This window comes from Pedobacter sp. Leaf194 (assembly GCF_001423945.1).
Taxonomy (GTDB): domain Bacteria; phylum Bacteroidota; class Bacteroidia; order Sphingobacteriales; family Sphingobacteriaceae; genus Pedobacter.
In genome coordinates this window covers 113,549-137,443 of sequence record NZ_LMPU01000011.1, presented here as the reverse complement: position 1 = coordinate 137,443, position 23,895 = coordinate 113,549, and the positions used below count along the sequence as shown (strand labels likewise).

The window sequence follows — 23,895 nt, the reverse complement described above, 5'->3', positions numbered from 1 at the left end:
TCAACCAAAAAACTTTTTCGACTTTCAAAAATATGACTTTCAGCGTTGCTTACATACGCCGGAAGAATTTAATAAAGCGGTTAGGCTTGATGACATTAGTGTTCATCTGCGAAACTTAAAAGGCAAGGTTGCCGAAAATTTAACATAAAAAAAGGAGGTAAAATTACCTCCTTTTTTTTATGCTCGTTTGCGAGTTAAGCTTTTTCAGCTTTTGCTGCCCGGCTTTTATCAATCAATGTATTTATCGTTTTCAAAACCTCATAAATATCAAATGGTTTGCTAATGTACGCATCCGCAAATGCATCAATCGCTTTCTGTTCACTATTATTTTGAGCAGACATCACAATTATTGGGATGTGTTTTGTAAAAATATCGGTTTTCAAATCCTCACAAATCTCGGCACCGTTTCCATCAGGTAGCATTACATCTAAAAGAAATAAATCCGGCATCGCATCCTGAATGTTCTTTTTTAGCTCTGAAAATGTTGATGATAATTGAAGTTCAAATCCTTCTTCTTTCAAAAGAATTTCAATCACGTTTCTGATTTCCTGATCATCTTCTAAAATGTGTATTCGCTTTTTTAACATAATTCAAATTATTGTTTTGGTTTTAATCGGGTAATTGTTCTATACGATAGTTACAGTAACACCTAAACTTTCCAAATGTTTTACTATTTGCTCAGAAATTCCCTTATCCGTTATGATGTGGTCAATTTCTTCCAGTCCACATATCTTCCCGAAACCCCTTTTGCCGAATTTTGATGAATCGGCAAGTACGATGGTTTTCTGAGAGGCACTGATCATTTTTCGGTTTAAGTGCGCTTCCATGGCGTTTGTAGTCGTTAATCCGAAATCAAGATCGATACCATCAACACCTAAAAACAGCTTATTAAAGTAAAAATCGCCAAGCACCTGTTCTGCGTAACTTCCCATAACAGATGATGAGCTCTTTCTTAAAATGCCGCCCAACTGTATAACTTCAATCGTGGGCTGTCTCATTAACTCCAGCGCCACATTTAAAGCCGAGGTTACGACCGTTAAATTTGATGCCGGCTGAATGTTTTTGGCAAAATAAAGTACTGTGGTGCCAGAGGCTATAACGATGGAATCGTTATCATTTAAAAGTTCGGCAGCGGCCGCCCCTATTTTGTTCTTTTCTGATGACTGAATTTTCTCCTTTTCATTAACTGGCCTATCCACCGTATAAGGGTTGTTCATTGTGGCACCGCCGTGTGTTCGAAAAAGTAAACTTTTATCTTCGAGCAGTTTTAAATCCTTTCTTATCGTAACTGATGAAACTTTCAATTCCTTACATAAGTCGACCACGTTGATGTATTGATCTCTTTGTAAACGGCTTAAAATTAATTGGTGCCTTTCAGCTAAATTCATCATAATATATTCTGCTTTTTTGCAATGCGACAAATTAAACAATTTGTTAAATGATTTGGATAAATAAAATAATAATTTTTTAACCTGGATATTATATTATTTCGATAATGATTACTTATAATTGCGTATTGTTTCGTTTTATTATCTTTTGACCCAAATGAACAGAATCCGTAACCTAGAACTTAACGAAAATACCATTTACGATATCGTAATCATTGGTGGTGGGGCAACCGGTCTCGGCACAGCTTTAGATGCAGCAAGCCGTGGTTACAAAACCTTACTGGTAGAACAATCAGACTTCGCGAAAGGTACTTCAAGCCGGAGCACAAAATTAGTTCATGGCGGGGTGCGTTATCTTGCGCAAGGGAACATCGGCCTGGTAAGGCATGCTTTGGAGGAACGCGGAATATTGCAAAAAAATGCTGCTCATCTCGTTAATAAAGAAGAATTTATAATTCCATGCTACAACTGGTTTTCTGTTGCGAAATACTTAACAGGGTTAACAATTTATGATTGGCTGGCCGGAAAGTACAGCTTCGGCAAATCGAAATTCCTTTCGGCTAAAGAAACGATAAAGCAAATCCCTGGGATAAAAGCAAAAGGGCTAAAAGGAGCGATTCGCTATTTCGATGGCAAGTTTGACGATGCCCGGTTGGCCATAAACATTGCCCAAACTGCGGTAGAACATGGCGCCACATTATTAACATATACAAAAGTGGTTGGGCTAACAAAAAATGGCGATGTGGTAACAGGCATCGACACAGAAGACATACTAACAGGAAAACGGTTAACTTTTAAAGCTAAGGTTATAATTAATGCAACAGGCGTTTTTGTTGATGACATTCTGAAAATGAATGATCCGAAATCGAAAAACATGGTACGGCCAAGTCAGGGCGTGCACCTGGTTTTGGATAGAAAATTTTTAAACAGCGAATCGGCATTAATGATTCCTAAAACATCAGACGGGAGAGTTCTATTTGCGGTACCATGGCATAAACATCTACTTGTTGGCACAACCGACACGCCTTTGGATGAACACAGTCTGGAACCCCGGGCTTTGAAGGAAGAAGTTAGTTTTATTCTAAATACCGCTTCCGAATACTTTAACCAAAAACCAACTGAGCAAGATATTCTTAGTGTTTTTTCAGGGTTAAGGCCGCTGGCTGCGCCTACAAAATCTGATGGAAACAGTACAAAAGAAATCAGTCGGGACCATAAACTAATCGTATCTGCGCAAGGCCTCATAACCATAACCGGCGGCAAATGGACTACCTATCGCCGAATGGCTGAAGAAACGGTGGATTTGGCGATAAGCCATGCGAACCTAAAACCACAGGCATGCAGAACAAAAAGTTTACAGATACACGGTTCTACTGAATCAACTGCGAACAGCAACCTCGATATCTATGGAAGCGATAAGACTGATATTGAGTCGCTTACCGCAGAACATCCAGAATTAAACGAGAAGCTTCACGCAGATTTTCCTTACAAAAAAGGCGAAGTGCTTTGGGCAATTAGAAATGAAATGGCCGAAACCGTAGAAGATATTTTAAGTAGAAGGCTCAGGGTTTTATTTATAGATGCAAGGGCTGCAATGGAAATGAGTAGAGCAGTTGCATCTATTTTAGCAAAAGAGTTACAAGCAGATAAGGATTGGGAAGATAAGCAAGTCGATATTTTTAATAAATTGGCTTCTGGTTATATTTATAAGCCCAACAATAAGAACTAAAAGCGGCTTAAGCCAAAAATAGCTAACCAAATTTTAAATTATGAGCAAATTTATTTTGTCACTCGATCAGGGAACCACAAGTTCGAGGGCGATTATTTTCAACCACGATGGCGAGATTGTAGCCATTGCACAAAAAGAGTTTACGCAGATTTACCCGCATGCAGGTTGGGTTGAACATGATCCGATGGAAATCTGGACGACTCAGTTATCGGTTTTGGCCGAGGTAATCGTAAAAGCGGGTTTAGCTGCAAGAGATATTGATTCGATTGGCATAACCAACCAAAGAGAAACCACGGTGGTTTGGGATAAAGAAACCGGAATTCCTGTTTATAACGCCATTGTTTGGCAAGATAGAAGAACATCAGCCTATTGTGATGAGATTAAGGCAAAGGGCCTTTCAAAAAAAATACAGGAGAAAACTGGCTTAATCATCGATTCATATTTCTCGGCTACAAAAGCGAAGTGGATTTTGGATAATGTTGATGGCGCAAGGGAAAAAGCCGAAGCCGGAAAGTTAGCATTCGGCACTATCGATAGTTGGTTAATCTGGAAATTAACAGCAGGAAAGAATCACGTTACAGATGTTACCAATGCTTCGCGAACGATGATTTATAACATTAACAGTTTAGAATGGGATGAAGAGTTGCTGGAGTTATTCGGCATTCCAAAACAAATGCTTCCGGAAGTAAAATCTTCAAGCGAGGTTTACGGCGAAACCGCCGGAAATATAATTGCCGCCAAAATACCCATCGCTGGTATTGCCGGCGACCAGCAATCGGCGCTTTTTGGACAGATGTGCACGGAGACTGGTATGGTAAAAAATACCTACGGTACAGGTTGTTTCATGTTGATGAACATTGGCGCAGAGCCAAAAATTTCAGCTAACAATTTGCTTACAACAATTGCATGGAAAATTAAAGATGACGTTCAATATGCGTTAGAAGGCAGTATTTTTATTGGCGGCGCAGTTGTGCAATGGCTTCGCGATGAAATGGGATTGATTTCAAAATCGGCTGATGTAGAAACGCTCGCAAAAAAAGTACCCGACACCGAAGGCGTTTACATTGTGCCTGCCTTCGCCGGGCTTGGCGCCCCGCATTGGGATCAGCATGCCCGCGGAACAATTACGGGTTTAACCAGAGGGACAAACAAATCGCACATTGCAAGGGCAGCTTTGGAAAGTATTGCATACCAAACGATGGATGTTTTAAAGGCCATGGAGGCTGATGCCGGCATAAGTATTGCCGAATTGAGGGTTGATGGTGGTGCGACCGCAAATGATTTGTTAATGCAATTTCAGGCAGATCTGTTAAAGAGCAAAGTTATACGGCCCGAAGTAACTGAAGTTACGGCAATTGGCGCAGCATACCTTGCCGGGCTGGCTACAGGGTTTTGGGATAGCATCGACCAAATCCGTTCGCAGTGGAAAATTAACCGAACCTTTTCTGCGGCAGAAGGTATAGATAACACCGAGCGAATTAAAGGATGGAACAGAGCGGTGAAGGCAGCCCGTGTATGTGCTGAAAACTAATGATTAATTTATCCTATTTGGGGCTTAACTAAATATAAAATGACAGAATTTGTTGCAGAATTTATCGGCACAGCGTTGATAATTCTTCTCGGAAACGGCGTTGTTGCCAATGTGGTACTTAAAGGAACTAAAGGAAATGACAGCGGTTGGATAGTAATCACCACCGCTTGGGCGTTGGCCGTTTTCGTTGGCGTTGTAATTGCGGCACCATATAGTGGCGCACACCTTAACCCTGCGGTAACCATTGCGCTTGCAATCACTCAAAAATTTGCCTGGGTAAAAGTTCCTTATTACATACTCGCACAACTATGCGGGGCTATGACTGGCTCCTTTTTGGTGTGGATTATCTATAAAGACCACTTTAATGTAACGGATGATAAGGGTTTGAAAGCTGCCCCATTCGCAACTTCGCCAGCTATAAGAAATTTAACATCTAACTTAATTTCAGAAATTATCGGAACGTTCGTGCTCATTTTTGTAATTTTCTATTTTACCAATGCAGAGATGGGTACAGACAAAACGCCAATTGGTTTGGGTTCTATCGGAGCTTTACCTGTTGCATTTTTAGTTTGGGTAATTGGTTTAGGACTTGGCGGAACGACAGGTTATGCAATAAATCCGGTGAGAGATTTAGGACCGAGGATTATTCACAGCATCATCCCGATGAAGGGAAAAGGTAGCAGTGATTGGTCTTACGCCTGGGTTCCAATTGTTGGGCCGATTGTAGGCGCAACATTAGCCGCACTACTCTACCTGGCATTAAACTTTAAATATTAAACTCGGTTATATTGATGAGCTAAAGATTTAGGAATAAAAACACATGACTATAAACAAAATGATCTAGTGTTGTAAAATAATACGCACTTGATATTTTTTTACCCAGTCAACATAATCTTGAAACCATTATTTAATACATTTGTTATTAATTAATTCATTCATGTTTGAGCGCATGTTTGGGTTTAGATATGGGATGGGCTTTTAGCCCATCCTTTTTTTTGCCTCTTAAAGATTATTAAATTCGACTTCAAAATTAAATACTGCTTAGTTGCTGAATTTTAGCAGGTTGTAAATAATTGCAAAAATGTTTTTATTACATTTAGCGGATTAATCATCTCCGGCAGATTATGCAAAACCTATTATTTCTTCACATCCGAAGCTCGCTCTGCCTTTTCCTGCTGCTTATTTTTTCAAAGCAAAGCCTCCTGGCTCAAACAAATAAAACGCTGCTCTTTAAACACCTTACTCAAGAAAATGGTTTAAGCGACCCAACCGTCCGGGCCTTGCATTTGGATAAGGATGGTTTTTTATGGATTGGGACAGAGAACGGCCTCAACCGTTTTGATGGAACAAACTGTATAGCGTATAAGAAGCAATCAGCAAAAAACAACACATCACCCGGAAATTACATCACTAAAATAATTGAAGATAAAGACGGAAGCTTAATCATCGGATCGCAAAGCAACCTTGTTAAATACGATAAAAAAACAGATGCTTTTAGCCTGTATAGATTCAAGCTCGACAAACTCAAACAAAATTATTATTCGTTTCCGTTCTACATTGATAACCAGGATGTCCTATGGGTTTACCTGGCCGGTGAAGTGTATAAGTATCACGCTAAAGCAGATAAACTCGTTAAAATAACAGATTACTCTAATGGTTTTCAGTTTGTGAATAAACCTTTTTATCAGGAACTTAAGCAGTTTATTAGCAGGGGCGTAAAGGGAATTTACATTAACAAAATCCAAGGCGGGAGAGAAATTTCAGCGACTGATTTTTTTATGTCGGCCGAAAAATCGCATGTTGTGAGCCACATCGAAGACGTTTACAGCCAATCAGACTCTACACTTTGGTTAGTCGGTGATAAAGGCTTGATGGAACTGAATCCTAAAACAAAGAATTTCAAAATTTTTGAACTTTTTAATGACAAGAAATTTACGGGTACCGCAGTTGCAAAATATCCGGGCAAACCATGGCTTTTGGTCGGTACGAATGGTAGTGGTTTGTTACTGTTTGATTTATCGGCCAGGAAATTTATCAGGCAGTTTAAACATTCGGCGAGCGACCCGAATAGCATCTCGGCCAATTATATCAGGAGAATTTTAATCGACAAGAAAAATAACCTTTTTTTAAGTGTTGATAAATATGGGTTAGATTATACAAATCTTGACCAGGTTATATTTCCAAGGTATGTTTCTAAAGAAGAAAGTCCTGACAATGACATCACATCTATTCTCAATTATTCTAACCTTGAAGTGTGGTGTGGAACAAAAAGCTCAGGAATTAAGGTTTACACAGCCGACCTTTCCAGATTAGCAAGAACAGAATTAACCGGTATTGGCGTAAATAAGCTGATAAAACTAAAAGACCAAAACGTTCTACTGGAGAGCAACAATGGGGAGTACTATTTATTCACAGCGAAAAATAAGAATTTCAAAAGGCTTACCGTAAGTTTCAGTAACCAGTTTAAGGGGAAAGCAAACGTTCATCAATTTATACAATTTGATAAAGATACTTTACTCGCCGCTACCGAATTTGGTGTCGCAAAGGTGACCATAACCGAAAATGGCTTAATTTTTTTCGACCTGATTAGCGAGGTAAACCGTAGCCTGCCCTGGAACAATGTACAGCAGGTTATAAAACTGACTGACGAAAAATTTCTGGTTCAAACCTACTACACAGCGCTATACCTTTACAGTTTCAAAAACAATAAATTTAGCTACGTTAAAGAAGTTGGCAGAGTTCCCTTTGCAACAAACAGTTGTTTAATGCTCGGAAATGACCTGTTCCTGGCCACAAGCTCTGGCCTTTTGAGGTTTAACGTTGGCGGTAGCCGCACAAAAGAAATAACTTTAATAGATGCCAACTGCTCAAGCCTTGTTGCAGACAAAAACCGTAATCTTTGGGTTGGAACAAATAACGGACTGTATTTTTACGATACCCGTACTCAAAAATCCATACGGTATACAGTTGCCGATGGTTTACAAAGTATGGTTTTTAATGTTGGTAGTGTTGCAACTTTGCAAAACAATAAAATTGCTATAGGAGGTTTAAACGGCATTAATGTTATTAACCCGGATAATGCAACCCAATTTAAAAGTGGTAGCTGCCCACAAATTGTCTCACTAAAAGTTAATGACAAAGCTTACAAAAGTGCAGATAATGCGCTGTCAACAAGCCTGCTAAACCTGAGCCACAATCAAAATACGATTACAATTGGCTTTAGCTCTATGGATTTTGTAAATCCTGCTCAAAGGGAGATTACCTACAAAATGACAGGCTACGAAAACAGGGCGGTTACAACAAAAGGAAATGGCGAATTGAGGTTTCCCAACATGCCATCGGGAAATTATACATTTGAACTGACAGATGTATTAAGCAAAAACAAAACCGTTATATCAATACACATCAATGCACCGTTTTGGCAAAAATGGTGGTTCATTACGGTTGCCTGCATCACCATGATTTTGTTGGGAATTATTATACTAATTCTTTATTTACGATGGCTTAAACATATGCAGGCCTTGCAGTTACGGCAAATGATTAGCTTTCAAAAAGATGATCGTAAAAGAATCGCGGATGATTTACATGATGACCTGGGATTGAAATTATCGTCCCTGAAACACTACCTTCTCGCAGGCGACATAAATAAAATGATTTCGGGTGGGGAATTGAGAAGTTTGTCGGTTCAATACATAGACCAGGCGCTGCAGGTTTTGCGTAATACCTTGATAAATCTAAGTCCTAAAACGCTCGATGAAAACGGCTTGATACCAGCCCTGCAGGATTTGGCGAGCACGATTAACCGTTTGGGTATAATTAAAATCCACATAGATAACGTAGGTTTTAGTGCCATCCTTAAAAATGCACAACAGTACGCCATATACAGAATTTGCCAGGAACTCATCAACAATACAGTAAAGCATGCGGAGGCAAAAAATATTTACATTTCTATCGTTAACCGAGATGACAAATTCATTCTGCTGTATGAAGATGATGGAAAAGGATTCGACTACCCCGCCGTGAAAAGAGGCTATGGCTTATCAAATATCGAAGCACACATACAGGCCATAAAGGCTAATATTGATATAGATACCCAACCTGGAAGAGGTGTTGCCGCAACAATTACAATTTACCTTAAACAGAAAAATAAACCAAAAACTGATGGTTAAGATACTCATTGCAGACGATCATAACATGATGATAAATGGCCTGAAACTCATCCTTGCCGTTCGCCCCGATTTCAACATTATCGCCACCGCAAACAACGGATTAGAAGCGCTCGAAGTGGTAAAAAACGACAGACCTGATGTGATTCTGCTCGACATTAATATGCCCATGATGAACGGCTATCAAACTTTGCAAATTTTAAAAAGCGATTTTCCTGAGGTTAAGGTCATTGTGCTCTCAATGTCTGCCGAACGGAAAAGTGTTTTAAACATGCTCGAAGCAGGCGCAAATTCCTATCTTTTTAAAAATACTGACGACAAAACACTTTTCCAGGCCATTGATGAAGTTGTGAAAGGACGATACTTTGTGAGTACCGAAATTGAAGACGTTTTAGAAGAATTTCTGACAAAGGACCGGTTTAATCTGAAAAAGCAATCCCAAAAGGTATTATCAACCAGAGAAATAGAAATAGTAAAATTAATTACCGATGGAAACACCAATGGCGAGATTGCGGATATCCTCTTTTTGAGTGTTAGAACCGTTGATACCCACAGAAAAAATATACTTTATAAGTTAGGGCTCAACAACACTGCATCTCTGGTAAGATATGCAATAGAAAATAAAATTTTCCTGGGTTTAGATTAACGACAAACCATGCATAACTCTTCCCTACGCTATTAACAAAAACGAAAACAGCTGGTACGAAAAAAGGGTAATCAGATGATTACCCTCAATTTTGTAAACTTTAATCTACAGCCGGCTTTATTCAAAATCACGAAGGATAACAAACGGCTTATTTTGAAAGTGCGTCAAAATCCTCATCAGATAACTGAATATCTGCAGCTTTCAAGTTTTCTGATAAATGTTCTACCGATTTTGTTCCCGGAATCAACAAAATATTTTCTGCCCGCCTTAAAAGCCATGCCAGAGCAATCTGTGCAGTGGTTGCATGATGTTTTTCAGCAATCAATTCTATCTTGTCTTCCAACTTCGATGGCCCTGAGGCGAGTGGAAACCAGGGAATGAAAGCCATACCTTGTGCAGTGGTATAGTCTAAAACGTTTTCCCATTGCCGGTTTCCAAGGTTATAAAGGTTTTGTACAGAAGCGACCGGCAAAATTTTTTGAACTTCTTTAATTTGCTCAACAGAAACTTCCGACAAGCCAACATATCGTATTTTACCTACTTCAACTGCTTTTAAAACTGGTTGCAGCGTCTCATGAATATTGATTTTCGGGTCTATTCTATGCAACTGCCACAAATCTATTGTATCAACTTTCAACCGCTCTAAACTTCCATTGATATTCTCTTCTATGTTTTTTGCTGAACCGTTTGGCACCCAATTATTTGGACCGGGGCGGTCAAAACCTCCTTTGGTTGCGATTACCAAATCCTGTTTGTAAGGAAATAACGCCTCAGCGATTAGAGATTCGTTCAGTTTTGGACCATAAGCCTCTGCTGTATCAATAAAGTTTACCCCGCCCGCAACTGCCGCCTGTAAAACTCTAATCGCATTAGTTCTATCGGCTACTTCGCCAAAAACACCATTTCCGGTTAACTGCATGGCACCATATCCTAGGCGATTAATTTCTAAATCGCCAATTTTGAAAGTCTTCTTTATGTTCATCATAACTAAATTATTACTACGACATTTAATTGTACTGCAATAAACGAAGGACTATTGGTATTGTTTAACGCTTAACTTTTTGTGATAAAAATTTAACAAATTCCCTAAGTGTCTGTTAAAGATAACTTTGCAAAACCATATTGCCCCAATGTTTGTTGTAAAAAGAAAAAACGACAAAATCCTATGAAAAAATTATTGTACACAGGCATGCTTGCCACTTCATTATTGGCGTTTCAGGCATGTAACAGCGGTTCTAAAGATGCTAAGGAAAATGCAGATAGCATTAACAAAAGCAAAGACACAACAACCAACACAGCCAGCACAGGCGGAATTGCAGTCGAAGAGGCAGATGCTAAGTTTGCTACCGATGCAGCTAACGGAGGATTGGCAGAAGTGGCTTTGGGAAAACTTGCCCTTGAAAAAACCACAAATGCTTCAGTTAAAGAGTTTGCAAACATGATGGTTAACGACCATGGAAAAGCAAACGAGGAACTAATGTCGATAGCAGCAACAAAAAATATTACATTGCCTGCTGATGTTGATGCTGAGCACAAGAAAAAAGCCGATGATTTAAGTAAGAAAACCGGCAAAGATTTCGACAAAGATTATGTAGACGCAATGGTGGATGGCCATAAAAAAACGCTGAAATTAATGCAGGATGAAGCAAAAGATGGCAAGGACACTGAACTAAAAGCTTTTGCTGCGAAAACAGCACCTATTGTTCAGGCACATTTGGATATGATTAATAAAATTAACGATAGCATGAAATAGTGTTCCGTGAAAAATGCTTAAAAGCCCTTTCTGTTTAGAAAGGGCTTTTCTTTTACCCAAAAATTTGCTTTGCTTTATCAATTGCCTTTTTAAGATCGATACCTTTTCCTAAAACGCCTTTAAACAAATCCCCTTCCGACCGCAAGCGGTCCACTGCGTTAGTAATATTGAAGTCGCTCATTTTTAGTCCAGGTTTAACCTCATCCCAGTGTAGTGGCATAGAAACTGTTGCCCCAGGTTTTGGCCTTAAAGAATACGGCCCCGCAATAGTGGCTCCTGGTCTGTTCTGTAAAAAATCAAGGTACATTTTCCCCTTCCTTGCAGAAATCATCCGCTCAAGCGAAGTGTAATCAGGAATTTGCTTGTTAACCAATGTAACAATAATCTTTGCGAACATCTGGCTTTGGTCGTAGCTGTATTTCGCATCTAAAGGGATGTAAATATGAATCCCCGTAGAACCGGAAGTTTTTGGATAGCAAGGCACATCTATCGCATCCAGCACCTTTTTCACTTCTAATGCCGCTTCTACAACCTCGTCGAAACTCTGCTTGTCGGGGTCAAGGTCGATAACACAATAATCAGGGTTATCCGGGCTTTGCACCCTACTAAACCACGGATTCATTTCAATGCAACCTAGTGAAGCCATCCAAAGTAAACTATCAACATTGGTACCGACCAGGTATTCTTTCTTTTCTCCTTCCCCGTTTTCATATGGAAATGTCTGCGCCCAATCCGGAGCTTTTCCTTTAACATCCTTTTGATAAAAACTCGGTCCGTGTATGCCTCCGGGAAAACGATTTAATGATTGTGGTCTATCTTTTAAATACGGTAATATGTAATCGGCTACCTGATAGTAATAATTAAACATATCACGCTTAGTTACCTTATCTTCAGGCCAGTATATTTTGCTTAGATTCGTAAATTTTAATTCATGCCCATTCAGTTTCCTAACCTGGGTTTCATCTTTCGGGTTAAGCAGGGTTTTTGGTTCTTTACCTTTTGGTGGTTTTATTGCCTGGGCGTGGTTGTCATGTTTCTGCTCATCCTTATCCCCTTCCACTATTGCTTCGGTTTCCACCTCCTGCTCCCTTACAACATCTTTAGCCTTTTTATCTTCACGCATCCCTTGAAATGAAGGGTGTCGAAATACCCCATCGTCTGTCACTTCTGTAAAGGCAACTTCACAAACGAGCTCAGGTTTTAACCAGGTAGCTTTAGCCTTCGGCGGGTTCGGACGAAAGCGAGATGGCTTATTTATGTCTGGAATATCATCAAACGGGCTTTTATCAATTATCAACGGCTTAAACTGAGCCATCATCGTTTTCTGGAGTTTATCAGAAAAACCGGTTCCAACTTTGCCAACATATTGTAGCACTTTATTTTCATAAACGCCAAGCAATAACGAGCTGAATGATTTGGAAGTGTCTTCATTTTTTGTAAAACCGACTATTATTACTTCCTGCCGTTTATGAACCTTAATTTTCAACCAGTCTTTAGAGCGTCGGTTCGGGCTATAAACGCTGTCTGATTTCTTCGCGATAATACCTTCTAAACCCATCTTTTCAGCGGCTGCAAAGAAGTCGATACCGCTTGCTTTGAAAACCTTACTGATTCGTATGCGGTCATCATCAGCTGGCAAAACCTGTTGCAAAATGGCCTGTCGTTCACTTAAAGGCAAATCCATCAAATTTTTACCGTTGTACCAAAGCAAATCAAAAACATAAAATACAAGTTCTCCATCAGCTTCGCTGCGCCAGTTTTGTAAAGCACCAAAATTTGAAACGCCTTTATCATTTAACACCAAAACTTCACCATCAACAACAGCGTCAATTCTCCAAGTTTTGAGCAATTCATAAATGGGATAGAATTTATCGTTGAAGGATTTATTGTTCCGCGACAGCAGGTCAACATTGCCTTTATTTACAAAGGCAAGGGCACGGTAACCATCCCATTTAACTTCGTATTGCCATTCGGGGTTATCGAAAGGTTCATCCACCAAAGTTGCCAGCATTGGCTTCATCCCCTCCGGAATAGCAGACTTCTTTATTTTCTTTAGAGCCGTTTCGATATTGTAATCATCGTCCGGTTCATCTGCTTCAATTTTTTTTTCAAGTTTATCCTGGGTAGTTTCTGTTTTAGCTTTTGATTTTTTCTCAGGCTTTATCTCTTCCTCGTGCCCCTCTTTCCAAACCTTTTCAGATGTGTGTTCCATCGTTTCAATGGTCTTTCCAGACAAAACCGATTTGTCTTCCTTAGTTATATCTTTAACCGAAGCAAATTCATCTTTATGTTTTATCAGCAGCCAGCCATTCTCGCCCATGCCATGCGTTTTAACCAAGGCAAATTCGCCCTTAAGCTTCTTCCCTTTTAGCTTAATTTTCAGCGAACCTTCTTTCAGTTGATGAATTAGATGCTTTTCCTGAGCTTTTTTTCCTTCAATCTCTTCTATCGGCTCATATGTTCCTTCATCCCAAACGATTACGGTTCCACCACCATATTCGCCCTTAGGTATAATACCTTCAAAATCTTTATAATCATATGGATGATCCTCGACCATCATGGCCAGACGTTTTGTTTTTGGATCTGTAGATGGCCCTTTCGGAACAGCCCAGCTTTTTAGAACACCCCGCATTTCGAGCCGGAAATCGTAATGAAGCCTTGAAGCATCATGTTTCTGAATAACGAAATGAAGTTTTTCTTTGTCGACGCTTTTGCCGGTTTTGGGCTCTTTCGTTTTCGAAAAATCTCGTTTGGACACATACTTTTCAAGACTCATAACTGTTCTGTTTTTCTTTGTAAAACAGTATTTTCACAAAAAAGGTTTTGAGCGTGAATTAAAGCGAAGATGTGAAAAAATACGGTCGCTATTATGCAATTACCTTTACCAGATTATGACGCGTTGGAGTATAGAGAAACACCCTCGTAGCTAATATCGTTCATGCAGCTTAAATTACTTGTGTTGTTTGCTGGTAAAAAATGGCCCGAAGCTAACCTGGCGCCCATTACGCGGGCGCCTAAGTGGTTAACAATCATCGCAGCAAACATCAGCAACAGGCACTAATGCAGAGGTTCGATAAATTCGGTACGATCCTAAACCCGTAGTAAGCGGGTTTAGAGGTTGCCTGGCTGCAGCGCTTTCAACCAGGGCACGGTTTTTTGCATCTTCAGTTTGCCACATATTTTCCATAGGAAACATTTCAACGCAAAGCACACTCAAACTGCTTTCAGATGACAAGCCTAATTCTGAAAGCTTTTGTTGTACCTCTTCCAACTTCAAAACTGCAATGCCTGATTTAGTTCCTTCACTTTTTAAGGCAAGTTCATTTTTTCCTAAAACCCTACGTTTCGGCGGAACATATGCCATGTTGCCTGAACTTAATAAAAGGTTGCGGTATGATGCCCCATCTGCCTGACGGACTTGGGTATAAAGCATATACCAAAGCGATGTTTGCGGTGGATTTGCAGTCACATTTTCTCCATTGAGAACAGCAGTTGCAAAGGGTGCGGTGATTACAATTTCATTTAAAAATGTAGTTTTAACCGGAGCAGTTGTCACCAATCTCGATGGAATCTTACTGATCTTTTCGCCTCTGCTGATCAGCACTTTCTCTTTTAGGCTTCTAGAAAAGACTGGTATTTTCCTTCTGAACACGTTACAATTCAAGTTTGGAGCCGGATGTTGCACGCCATTTACTTTCAGGGGTCGGCCGTATCTTGCCTGGGCTGTACTCCATAAATCCTTATTGTGTCCCACCCGAATTTCATAACTGAAAAAACCAAACACTTCATCACTGTCGGCATTTAATCCAGGAGGCAGCGGCAGCATATAAAAATTCGATCTACCGGAAGCATCATCGCCTTTAAGCATTTCCTGCATCGCACCGATACCAGCAAAATCATTATCCATGCCCGCAACAATCGCCCTTACTTTTTCATCGTTGATATTCAATGGCGGGTCAACTGGGTCGTAAGTCATTAACTTCTGCGTAACCAAGCTCAGTAAAGGATCTGGTGCGTTCGAAAGCACCCTGGCAAAATAAGTATCGTTCGGATCAATTGGCGGGGCATCCATTTCCAACCATAAAAACCGCTGCCTCGACTCTGTTGACGCGTATTTCTGTTCGTCGGCGATATAGGGTGAAAGGGCAATCCCTGCTGATATCAGTTTTGGAATCTGCGCAGGAATTATCGTTACCGGCAAATGCAATTCCTGGTCGGTTATATCGAGATCTGCACGTGCCGGACGGCCATCTTTCTTAAAATGAGTTTCAATTCTGTAACTCAAAATAATTTCGGCAGGAAATGGCGTTGCAGCTTCTTTTGGATCAAATGCATCTAAAAACAGCAACCTCGAATAGCTCCGTTCCGGATCGCTTAATGCATTAATAGCCACCGTATTTGAAAAGTTGATTGTTCCGGCGAGCACTTCGTTGCTAAAATTCATATCTCCCTTTCTTTTCCATTTACGAAAAACGGAGAAGCTCTCCCGTTCCAACCCATCCCAGGCCCAATCCCGGTTTAGAGAGAAGTTTACGCCTATCATCCAGTGGTTAAAAAGTTCGCCAAGCGATGAAAATGAAATCGATGAGGAATCGGGAGCCAATGAATGCCGCAACATTTTCGAACATCCAAACTGCAGGCGCTTTCCTTTTTCGCCTTCCAGCGTTAAATTGTGCGCAATCAGGTTAAATGCATCGGCGAGGCGACTCACTTCTACAGGCGTGCTGCTTTTAACCAAATTAAGCGTAACCATTGTCTTGTATATTTTAACCTGATTTTGGTCAACAGCGTTTTCTGGCTGAAGATACAGTGCCTTAAACCCACCGTCAATTTTAGAGAGTAGGTTTAATTCAGTTTTAGATGCCTGATAGGCAGTTAAGATAAGCTTTTTACCTTCCAAAATACTTGAGTCGGCGTAGTCGTTATTGGCAGCAGAAATAATTGGTGTAAAAGTTAAGCGGATGTGTCTGGAAGTTGGCAAAACCAATTCACTTTCGCTTCCTGTATCATCAAATGCCCCGGTAAAATCGACGACATCGTACTCCTTGTAAACAACTGTTACCGGAAACTCCTGGTCGTAGTTATTTTCCGCTGCCTCGAAAGCAAACTTTTTCTCATATAAGATGATGAACGATTCCTTGCCATTTTCTGACCGGCCATTATCCATTTCAAGACTTTTAACCTCTACCCTAACTTTGAAACAATCAACGTCTGGGTCACACAAACCAATGTCGACAGATTTTCTCTCGCCGGGAGGTAAATCGTTTAAGATGGCGCTCAGTTTGCCAACTGCATCAGTATATTTTCCGGTAAATACAACTGCCGGGTAGCCCAACAATGGTCTTTTAATTTTTAAAACCGGACGGTCTGCAGTGATAATATTTTGAAGAATACTGGTGTCGATAATTGGCTTAACTTCTTTTGCAGGAAGTTTGTCAAAAACATCATTAATGTTGAGAATTTTTAAAGCTCCGGCAGCAATATGCCTTTTAAAATGCAAATCTGCTACGGGCTTTTCTCCACCGTTTAATGCTTTTGCAGCCGCTGGTGGGCCGCCACCGGAGATATCCATTAACCTAACCCTAAACTGATAATCATTGCCATAAACAAGGGCCAAAGCGTTAGCGGGGTCGGCAAGGTAAGGATGGAAAGTTCTTTTCGGAATTGAATTTATCGAATTTTTGATTCCCGGGCGGGGTTCAATCATCTTATCCGGCCGGAGCATATTAATATCTTCAGCATCCTTATCGGCAATTGTAACCGGTTTGCCAATCCAACTGCTAAAGTACATTGGCAACCAAAAGCCCGAGCCCTGCGAATCTCCATGTGCAGCAGGGTGTATTTCAATTCCTGGTTCGATAATTTCGCCAGCGTTAGAAATCACTAACTGGCCGTTTTTTAGAGCCGTATTATGTTGAAGCACGAGGCTGTTTTGAGAAAGCCAGAGTTCCTCGCCTTTTTTTCTAACATCTACCTTATAGCCGAAAACGCCTAGCGGCGCATCCACCGGTGCGTCAGTCTGCTCTTCTTTTTTAAGCATTTGCCGATTATACCAAACGGCAATTTGCTCATCGTCCCATCCTAAACGGATTCCGATATCTTTTAAAGGCGGATTTGAATTATCCTTTTCCTGAAGCAAATCCTGGTTTACAGGCTGATTTGCATGAACAATTTTGGCAAATCCATCATCATATACAATTGCATCACGCAAAACTTCATCGTAACCAACGCTATTGTTTGCTACAGCTGAAACCGGGAATTGAACTGCAGAAAACAAAATCCGCTCTTGCAGCCCTTTCAATGCAGGTATTCTTGCTGCATACTGCATGTCGTCAAGCCCTTCAAAAGGGCTGCCCGCAGCAAATCCACAATAAAGCCAACCCCCTTTTTCAAATAATCCCGCAGAATCGTTTACTGCGATGGAGGCTTTATAAATTAAGCCTCCTTTTTGTGCCAAAGCCGGATTGCGCAAACAAAGGGCAATTACTTTCCCCCAGGAAAGTGCATCTCTGTGCGAGCCTGTATCAGTATTTTCTGGATTTTTATTTTTAACAGCGCAACTGTACTCGTCACCTGTTAACGCATACTTACTCCTCGCCCGCACATAATTAAAAGAAGCTCTGTAACTTTCAGGCAAATATTTTTTTATTGATACGTTTTTGTACTTATCAATCGCATGAGCAGACCTTTGTTCGCTTTTCGCCGATTCTGCATCAGTTATTTTCATGCCATCGCTTGCTTCCATCTGCACTTTTAAGGCTTCCCAAACTTCCCGGCTTGATGCAATCTGATCTTCGATGATTAGCGAAGATGATTGAACCGCACTGCCAGACAATGGCAAACCTTCCAAACTGTTTATTACCATAGCCTTGAATAAAATTTTTGCATCTGCAAATGCCGGTAAACCTGCCTGCAGCGGCAATAAAGGATTTAAATTTCTTGGAATGATAACGATATTGAAAGTAATTCTTCCGTTTTTATAGTATTGAGGGAAGGTTAAAATACATAGATTTGGTTCCATAATAATTAAGATAAAGCCTTAAGCAATTTGACGTGTTTCTTCCCAGGTTTCTGAGAAATTGATGTCGATAACCCAAAAAATACTGATGTCAAGTGCGAAGGTGCACATTGCAATACAACTGGTTGGGCCATCATTTAATGGTTTTTGAATTTTACCTGCCGCTTCAATCTGGATGGTTACGGTAACAATGCCACCGAAAATCTCTGCCCGACCTCTAAAATAAATAAATGCGCCTACAACAAGTTCTTCGGTATTTAGCGACATATCGACGCCAACCATATACATTACGGCAACGCTACCGATTACAGGCAAACCAACACACAATTCTACGCCGAAGCCAAATTTAAAATAAAGCGTTGGCGAACTTTTTAAATCGGCAGCTAAGCCAACCTCTGCCCTGCCTGTGGCATAAATTGTTGCCGCCGCTAAAGAAACGCACATAACCCTTAAATCGGCGCCAAGTTCCAGAAAGGCCCCTGCCGAAGGCATTACCTGATCAATTGTTTTTGGAATTTTTATAGGCTGATTAAAGTAACAGCCAATCTTAAAGTATGCATCAAGCTTTAACGGTGTTGTTGGCGAATTATAGTTAATAGGGTCAAACGGAAACTTTACAAAAGGAATCTCCTTCGAAGCTTTAAATTTGTAGTCCCAGCTATCTGCTGCATTACTCATGGCAATCTTTAAGCCTTTTTTAATGGCATCAACAGGCTGAGTTGGGTCGAGATTATCAAGAAACTCCAGAATCTGGTATATTTTCTCGAGCGGCTCTGCAAGCTTTAACTGGGGCGCTGTGCCTGATGCAAAATCAGGGTTTATAGATGCATTCGCTTTAAAATCACCGCTGATTGTCATTAGTGATTTAAATGATGCCAAATCTACCACGATACTCATGTTGCCCAGCTCGTTTTTCCATTTATCTAAAGCGGCTTCTGAGTTCGTCACGTAATCTACCATCGTGTTCGAGCTAGGCCCTGTTTTAGGGTCGCTCTTGTATTTAATGTACATCCTGAAAGGCGAACCTTCAGAACCAATCACATCGAAAGTAAAATTATCTGGCACCTTAAAGCCCAGAATTTCTTTCGCTAAGCCATTGGGAAGAATCTTAGTAACCGCAGTGGTAACATTCTCAATGGTAATCGCATTACTCAAATTCGGAAACGGGCCTTTGCTATTCAGCAGCCTGAAACTGTCTGCCAGTAACGGCGCCTCGGTCAACAATGACCCTATCTTGTTTATATCGTAATTTGGATCGGCCATTAATAGTTTCTGTGTGCCGGTATTTTGTACAAAGCCATATCTTTTGGCGAAAGTTGTTACATTGTTCAGCAAAGCATCTGGGAAAGCAATTTTAGAAATACTTTTCGGTCCGGCAACCTTAAACAGCGGATTTGCCCGGTCGCGTAAACCGTCACGTATCACCGGCACACTTCCTTTATTTGCCAGAGGTAACACATCGCCAGAAGTTTTATCGAGCTCGACTACACTCCAGCTCCCATCGGCAGGTAACTGAACAGAACCTCTTGCGGCAGCCACAAAGATTATTTCATTAGTATTGTTGTTTCTGAAAGAAGCCGATACATCGACACGGTTAACCTGGACAGATTGTTCGCTCGCCCCTAAATTAAGTACGCAATCTACATTGCCGCCAACAGAATTCTGCGCTTTAATCATCAGTTCCCTAAACACCCTTTGCGGAACGGGAACACCTTCAGGACCTAATTGGAGGTAACCTTTAAATTGCTTTCCGGTTTGCAAAACGTAGGTTCCCTTGCCGTCGATATCGAGATTCGCATTGGCGTCGAAAGTAACTGCAATAAATTCAGCACGAACCGGCGTTCCGGCTTGCGTCCGGTGAACAAAATCGGATGGGTTGGATTTCCAGTACTCACCGTTTTGCGGTGTGTAATCTATTTTTATGGTTTCGCCGGCAATTTCTTTGATGTTGTGGACATTAAATAAACCGCCTACCAAACCCGGGTAAAAAAAGTAAGGATTCTCAAACTTAGCGTTATTGCCTGCTGCATCTGCCATGGTTTCGAACGAAAAATCGAAAGTACCTTCACTTTTTGCCTGCCAGCCGCTGTCTTCCCGGTAAATTATTGCATTGTTGCGCCTGAAAAACGTAACGGTTCGCACCACACAAATTCCCCAGGGATAAAGCATGCTCACTGCCTGTACAATTTCGTGCGACAGCCGTCCACGCATAACATCGAACTTTACCTGGGCAATGGATGCAAATTTCGATAGCGGTGCCAACCAGTTGCTAAACATACTCGCTCCATAACCCGAAAAATCTATGTGTGTTAATGGAATTCCGGTTTTAATACTTCCAGATTCGCCAAATCTCCGGTTAAAAATTTTATGTACGCTTTCACCCAAAATACTCTGCGGAAGCGAATTGCCCCATTCATCAACCAGGTTGCGCATTTGCCCGGTCATACCCTGCATCTCTGGCGGGTTTAGTTCTTCCAGTGCTTTATTTGCAGCCAGACGAAATTGCACGCCTCCCGCAAGCTTTACTTCCTTAACCTCAAACTCAGGCATGATGAAATCTAAATGCCGGCTGTTTACCGTTGCCTGTTGCGCATTAAAAGGAACCAGATTTGCAATTGAGAATTTTCCGTTTGGCAAAGCAAATAATATAGAGCTTCTCAGGTTGCCGTCCTTTTCCAGGGGATTAAGGGGAGTTACATTTGCATTTGCAACTACATCATCAGGCTTCAGGTTTCTCCTGAAACGCTGAATGTATTTTAAAGGGTCAATGTCAATTGCCCTGCTATCCAACTGCGTAAATACAGTTGCCGGACCCTGATCGCTAAAGCCTAATACGCCAAGTTTTGGATATGTTCCATCGTCCGGTGGGGCAAGGTTAATTAAGGGTTCCCAGGTAATGTGTGGCAGCGTAAAGCCGTTTAACATTGCCATTGGCGAACGCAAATTCATTTTTTCGATGGTAACCACCTGCTCCGCCGTTTGTTTTACTTTTGCATAGCCTTCGGCGACAACCCTTACCTGATTAAACGACATTGAAATGCCGAGCAGATCATAATTGGTACTCAAATCCAGTAAAGAAAAAATCCGTGGTGTTCTAAGCATCGCAGAATTATTCATCCTGTCGAGATGCATTATACCGGTTGAAACCATTGCAGATGCGGCTTGTACATTCGCCCCGCTGTTGGCAGGCGTTTGTATAATTGGCGGAATGGTTTGAGCGGTATTGTAGGTCAATTTAAAATCGACTTGTACAGGAGCGAAACCAGATTCGTTTTGCACCCACTCGCAGGTTGAGGTTAACAAACCTGCCATATTCTGGTTGTAAGTTGCGGCATCGCGAAAAGTGGCCGCCGCACGACTTGGTTGATACAAAAATTCTGAAGTATAGGGATGCGGCAAAGTTGGAATGAGGTCGGTTAAGCCGTAGAGAATTGTCAGGTTGCCTTTAGTTATAACATTTTCAGCATCCCAGCTTCCCATAAGCATCAGCGCTGCAGGCGGCGTGCACAACAAATAGGCATTCTCCAAAGCAAATCGATATCTTAAATCTGCCTTTTTTATCTCCTTAAATTTTCCGGGAGAAATCAGATTTTCTGTATTTTCAGTAACCGCATTTTGTTCATAAAGCATATCCTGATCGATAACCATCATTTGCGCCAATGCTTCAGAAATGTATTTGAAGTAAATGCTGTCTTTAGTTTTTGGCGCTACCGCAGTTCCATCCACTTGTAAAGGCTTATCGGCATCTGTGTAAGCATCTGCCTTAGCAACTATCCCCTCAATACCTTCTTCAAAACAGGTATAATCGAACTTTTTCTGGCGATTAAAACTTAGCTTCAAGCCCGCTTTTATTTCTCGCTCGGCTGATATATCCCAAAGCTTATAATTTTCTTCAATTGTTTTAAAATCAGCTTTAAGTTCGTGGATAAGAAACAAACCCTGTTCTGCAAAAATAAACGGACTTAAAAGTTCTACAGGCAAACGATTATCAATGCCCTGCCAGCTGCAGCTAAGGCCCTGACTACAAAACAGCGCAAGAGCCCCATTATTTCGGATCGAGAACGGTTTAGTTACATCAAGTTCATTCAACGATAACGACCAAAACGATGCTTTTACTGACGATTCGCCATCAAGCTGAAAAAATGTCGACTTTACATCAACTGGTCTAAAGGATAAATTGCCGGTATCGAGTGGAATTAAAAGCTTATCAAGCGGGGCACTAAAAGTTGCTTGTTTATTGGTATATGTAAAACTTCTGCGGTCGCCGTAAAGCTGCCAGCCAGCATCGCCAATTCTCGTGATGGTGAATTTTTTGGCAGAATAAGTCATTGTTAACAGTTCTGGCATTTTGATATCCGCATTTCTTGAGTCAGCGCCATAAACACCATTGCCTTTTGAGGTAAAGGCATTATCGAGGTTTAACTCTAGTGAAAGAGATATCTCTGGAGTAATCTTTATCGAATCAGCAGCGATAGCGGTCGTCTTCGAAAAAATTATTTTGCCGGAAGTGATTTTAAATCCCGTGTATTTCGAGCTGCCTGCACCGGCTGCAAATAAATCGGCTCTTAACCAGATGCTTCCTTTTGTAAGCGAATAGGTTCCAGTCGGCCTGCTAACTAGCGACAATTTTACAGGAATCAGCATTAGTGGTTTTGCTTCGCCATTTAAATAAACGGGTATTAGTTTTTCGTAGTTGAAAAAATCGTACCATACCAAACGTCCATCATTAGCAGTAAATGGGCCTAAAGTTTTTGACGCCGAAGCAAGCGACGCCAGGCCACCTAGTGGTGAAAATGCGGTCCCGGGCGAAGCAGCACCGGATGGAATGGCAATGTTGCTTAAGGCAGAAAACGGGGTTTCCCGACGAACAACTAACTGCTCATTATCAGTTTTAGGGATTTTCGATTCTACAAAATCACTCAAGAACACATTTTTACGGATGTTCTCGGTTATCTGCGTTTTGCTTTCCGTTTTAAGGGGCCTCACACTTAGCGGAGATACATCAGATTTCTTAATCTGATTTAAAAGAGTGTCAATCTTTGCCGCATGAACTTCGGGTTGTGCTTTTAAATCGTGTATGAGCGTTACACGGCTCTTTAATGAGATAGTTTTAGCCATTTCAGGATTAATTATAGCACAAGTGCCAATTAAAAATTAAACGCAATGAAAAAAGAAACAATCGTGTATGTGCCGCTGTAAATAAGGATAGAGCAAAAAAGCAGGAAGCGCACAACCGGGCTTTGGTAGAAGAAAGCCGCTACAATAATCTGAATTTAAGATCCTGCAATGTAATTATACAAATACACGATGTAAATCTGCAATAAAAATCTCTAGGAAGGAATACCCGATTTACGGTATTCTTTGGGAACGGGCGTTAAAATTTGAGAGGTTTAAAAACGACAAGTTGTTTAACCCGCCACCGACCAGGCGTAATCCTGATTGATGCGAAGGGTCAAATCATATTTGGTAAGTTCATAATTAATCGCCATTCGCCTTAAGTTATTCAGCTCTAGAAGGTTATTACTAAGGTTTAACTCACTCATAGTATTTGTAAGAGCAGCGATGCGATTGATAACATTTTTATACTCAGCATCAGTTAAAATAGCTTCCATGTTTTGGCGTTTAATCTTTATGTTTTTATAAAACTCGAAAATTAAACACTTA

Annotated in this window: 13 protein-coding genes; 6 read left to right on the top strand and 7 right to left on the bottom strand. The window is 40.8% G+C overall.

Going from position 1 to position 23,895, the window contains the following annotated elements; all coding sequences use genetic code 11:
• Positions 1–194 precede the first annotated feature (194 nt).
• Positions 195–587, bottom strand: a complete 393-nt coding sequence (locus tag ASG14_RS16595; RefSeq protein ID WP_056872195.1) for a response regulator transcription factor — start codon at positions 585–587, stop codon at positions 195–197.
• 39 nt (positions 588–626) lie between these two features.
• On the bottom strand, positions 627–1,391 hold the full coding sequence (locus ASG14_RS16590; protein WP_056872194.1) for a DeoR/GlpR family DNA-binding transcription regulator: 765 nt from the start codon (positions 1,389–1,391) through the stop codon (positions 627–629).
• 154 nt (positions 1,392–1,545) lie between these two features.
• Between ASG14_RS16590 and ASG14_RS16585 the strand changes: the two genes are divergently transcribed.
• The 5 genes from ASG14_RS16585 to ASG14_RS16565 all read left to right on the top strand — a co-directional run bounded on the left by ASG14_RS16585 (position 1,546) and on the right by ASG14_RS16565 (position 9,460).
• A complete protein-coding gene (locus ASG14_RS16585) occupies positions 1,546–3,117 on the top strand; it encodes a glycerol-3-phosphate dehydrogenase/oxidase (protein WP_056872193.1) in 1,572 nt (523 codons plus the stop codon).
• Between the two features lie 40 nt (positions 3,118–3,157).
• Positions 3,158–4,648, top strand: coding sequence for a glycerol kinase GlpK (gene glpK / locus ASG14_RS16580; protein ID WP_056872192.1), 1,491 nt, complete (start codon positions 3,158–3,160; stop codon positions 4,646–4,648).
• 39 nt (positions 4,649–4,687) lie between these two features.
• A complete protein-coding gene (locus ASG14_RS16575) occupies positions 4,688–5,425 on the top strand; it encodes an MIP/aquaporin family protein (RefSeq protein ID WP_056872191.1) in 738 nt (245 codons plus the stop codon).
• A gap of 347 nt (positions 5,426–5,772) precedes the next feature.
• Positions 5,773–8,817, top strand: a complete 3,045-nt coding sequence (locus ASG14_RS16570) for a two-component regulator propeller domain-containing protein (protein WP_056872190.1) — start codon at positions 5,773–5,775, stop codon at positions 8,815–8,817.
• Complete coding sequence (locus ASG14_RS16565; protein WP_056872189.1) at positions 8,810–9,460, top strand: response regulator transcription factor; 651 nt, start codon at positions 8,810–8,812, stop codon at positions 9,458–9,460. The genes ASG14_RS16570 and ASG14_RS16565 overlap by 8 nt, the downstream gene beginning before the upstream one ends.
• A gap of 148 nt (positions 9,461–9,608) precedes the next feature.
• Here the strand turns inward: ASG14_RS16565 and ASG14_RS16560 are convergent, their stop codons facing one another.
• The gene (locus tag ASG14_RS16560; RefSeq protein WP_200940361.1) at positions 9,609–10,445 is read right to left on the bottom strand and encodes an aldo/keto reductase; all 837 of its coding nucleotides are present in this window, start codon (positions 10,443–10,445) and stop codon (positions 9,609–9,611) included.
• A 180-nt stretch (positions 10,446–10,625) separates the two neighbouring features.
• Between ASG14_RS16560 and ASG14_RS16555 the strand changes: the two genes are divergently transcribed.
• On the top strand, positions 10,626–11,213 hold the full coding sequence (locus ASG14_RS16555) for a DUF4142 domain-containing protein (RefSeq protein ID WP_056872188.1): 588 nt from the start codon (positions 10,626–10,628) through the stop codon (positions 11,211–11,213).
• A 52-nt stretch (positions 11,214–11,265) separates the two neighbouring features.
• Here the strand turns inward: ASG14_RS16555 and ligD are convergent, their stop codons facing one another.
• From ligD to ASG14_RS16535, 4 genes are all read right to left on the bottom strand, one after another.
• Positions 11,266–13,989: a DNA ligase D gene (gene ligD / locus ASG14_RS16550; protein ID WP_056872187.1), complete on the bottom strand. Its 2,724-nt coding sequence runs from the start codon at positions 13,987–13,989 to the stop codon at positions 11,266–11,268.
• A gap of 246 nt (positions 13,990–14,235) precedes the next feature.
• Positions 14,236–18,234, bottom strand: a complete 3,999-nt coding sequence (locus ASG14_RS16545) for a hypothetical protein (protein ID WP_056872186.1) — start codon at positions 18,232–18,234, stop codon at positions 14,236–14,238.
• A gap of 18 nt (positions 18,235–18,252) precedes the next feature.
• Positions 18,253–23,349, bottom strand: a complete 5,097-nt coding sequence (locus ASG14_RS16540) for a hypothetical protein (protein WP_056872185.1) — start codon at positions 23,347–23,349, stop codon at positions 18,253–18,255.
• 290 nt (positions 23,350–23,639) lie between these two features.
• Positions 23,640–23,843 (bottom strand): hypothetical protein, encoded by a 204-nt coding sequence (locus ASG14_RS16535; RefSeq protein ID WP_157274968.1) that lies wholly within the window; start codon positions 23,841–23,843, stop codon positions 23,640–23,642.
• Positions 23,844–23,895: the final 52 nt, after the last annotated feature.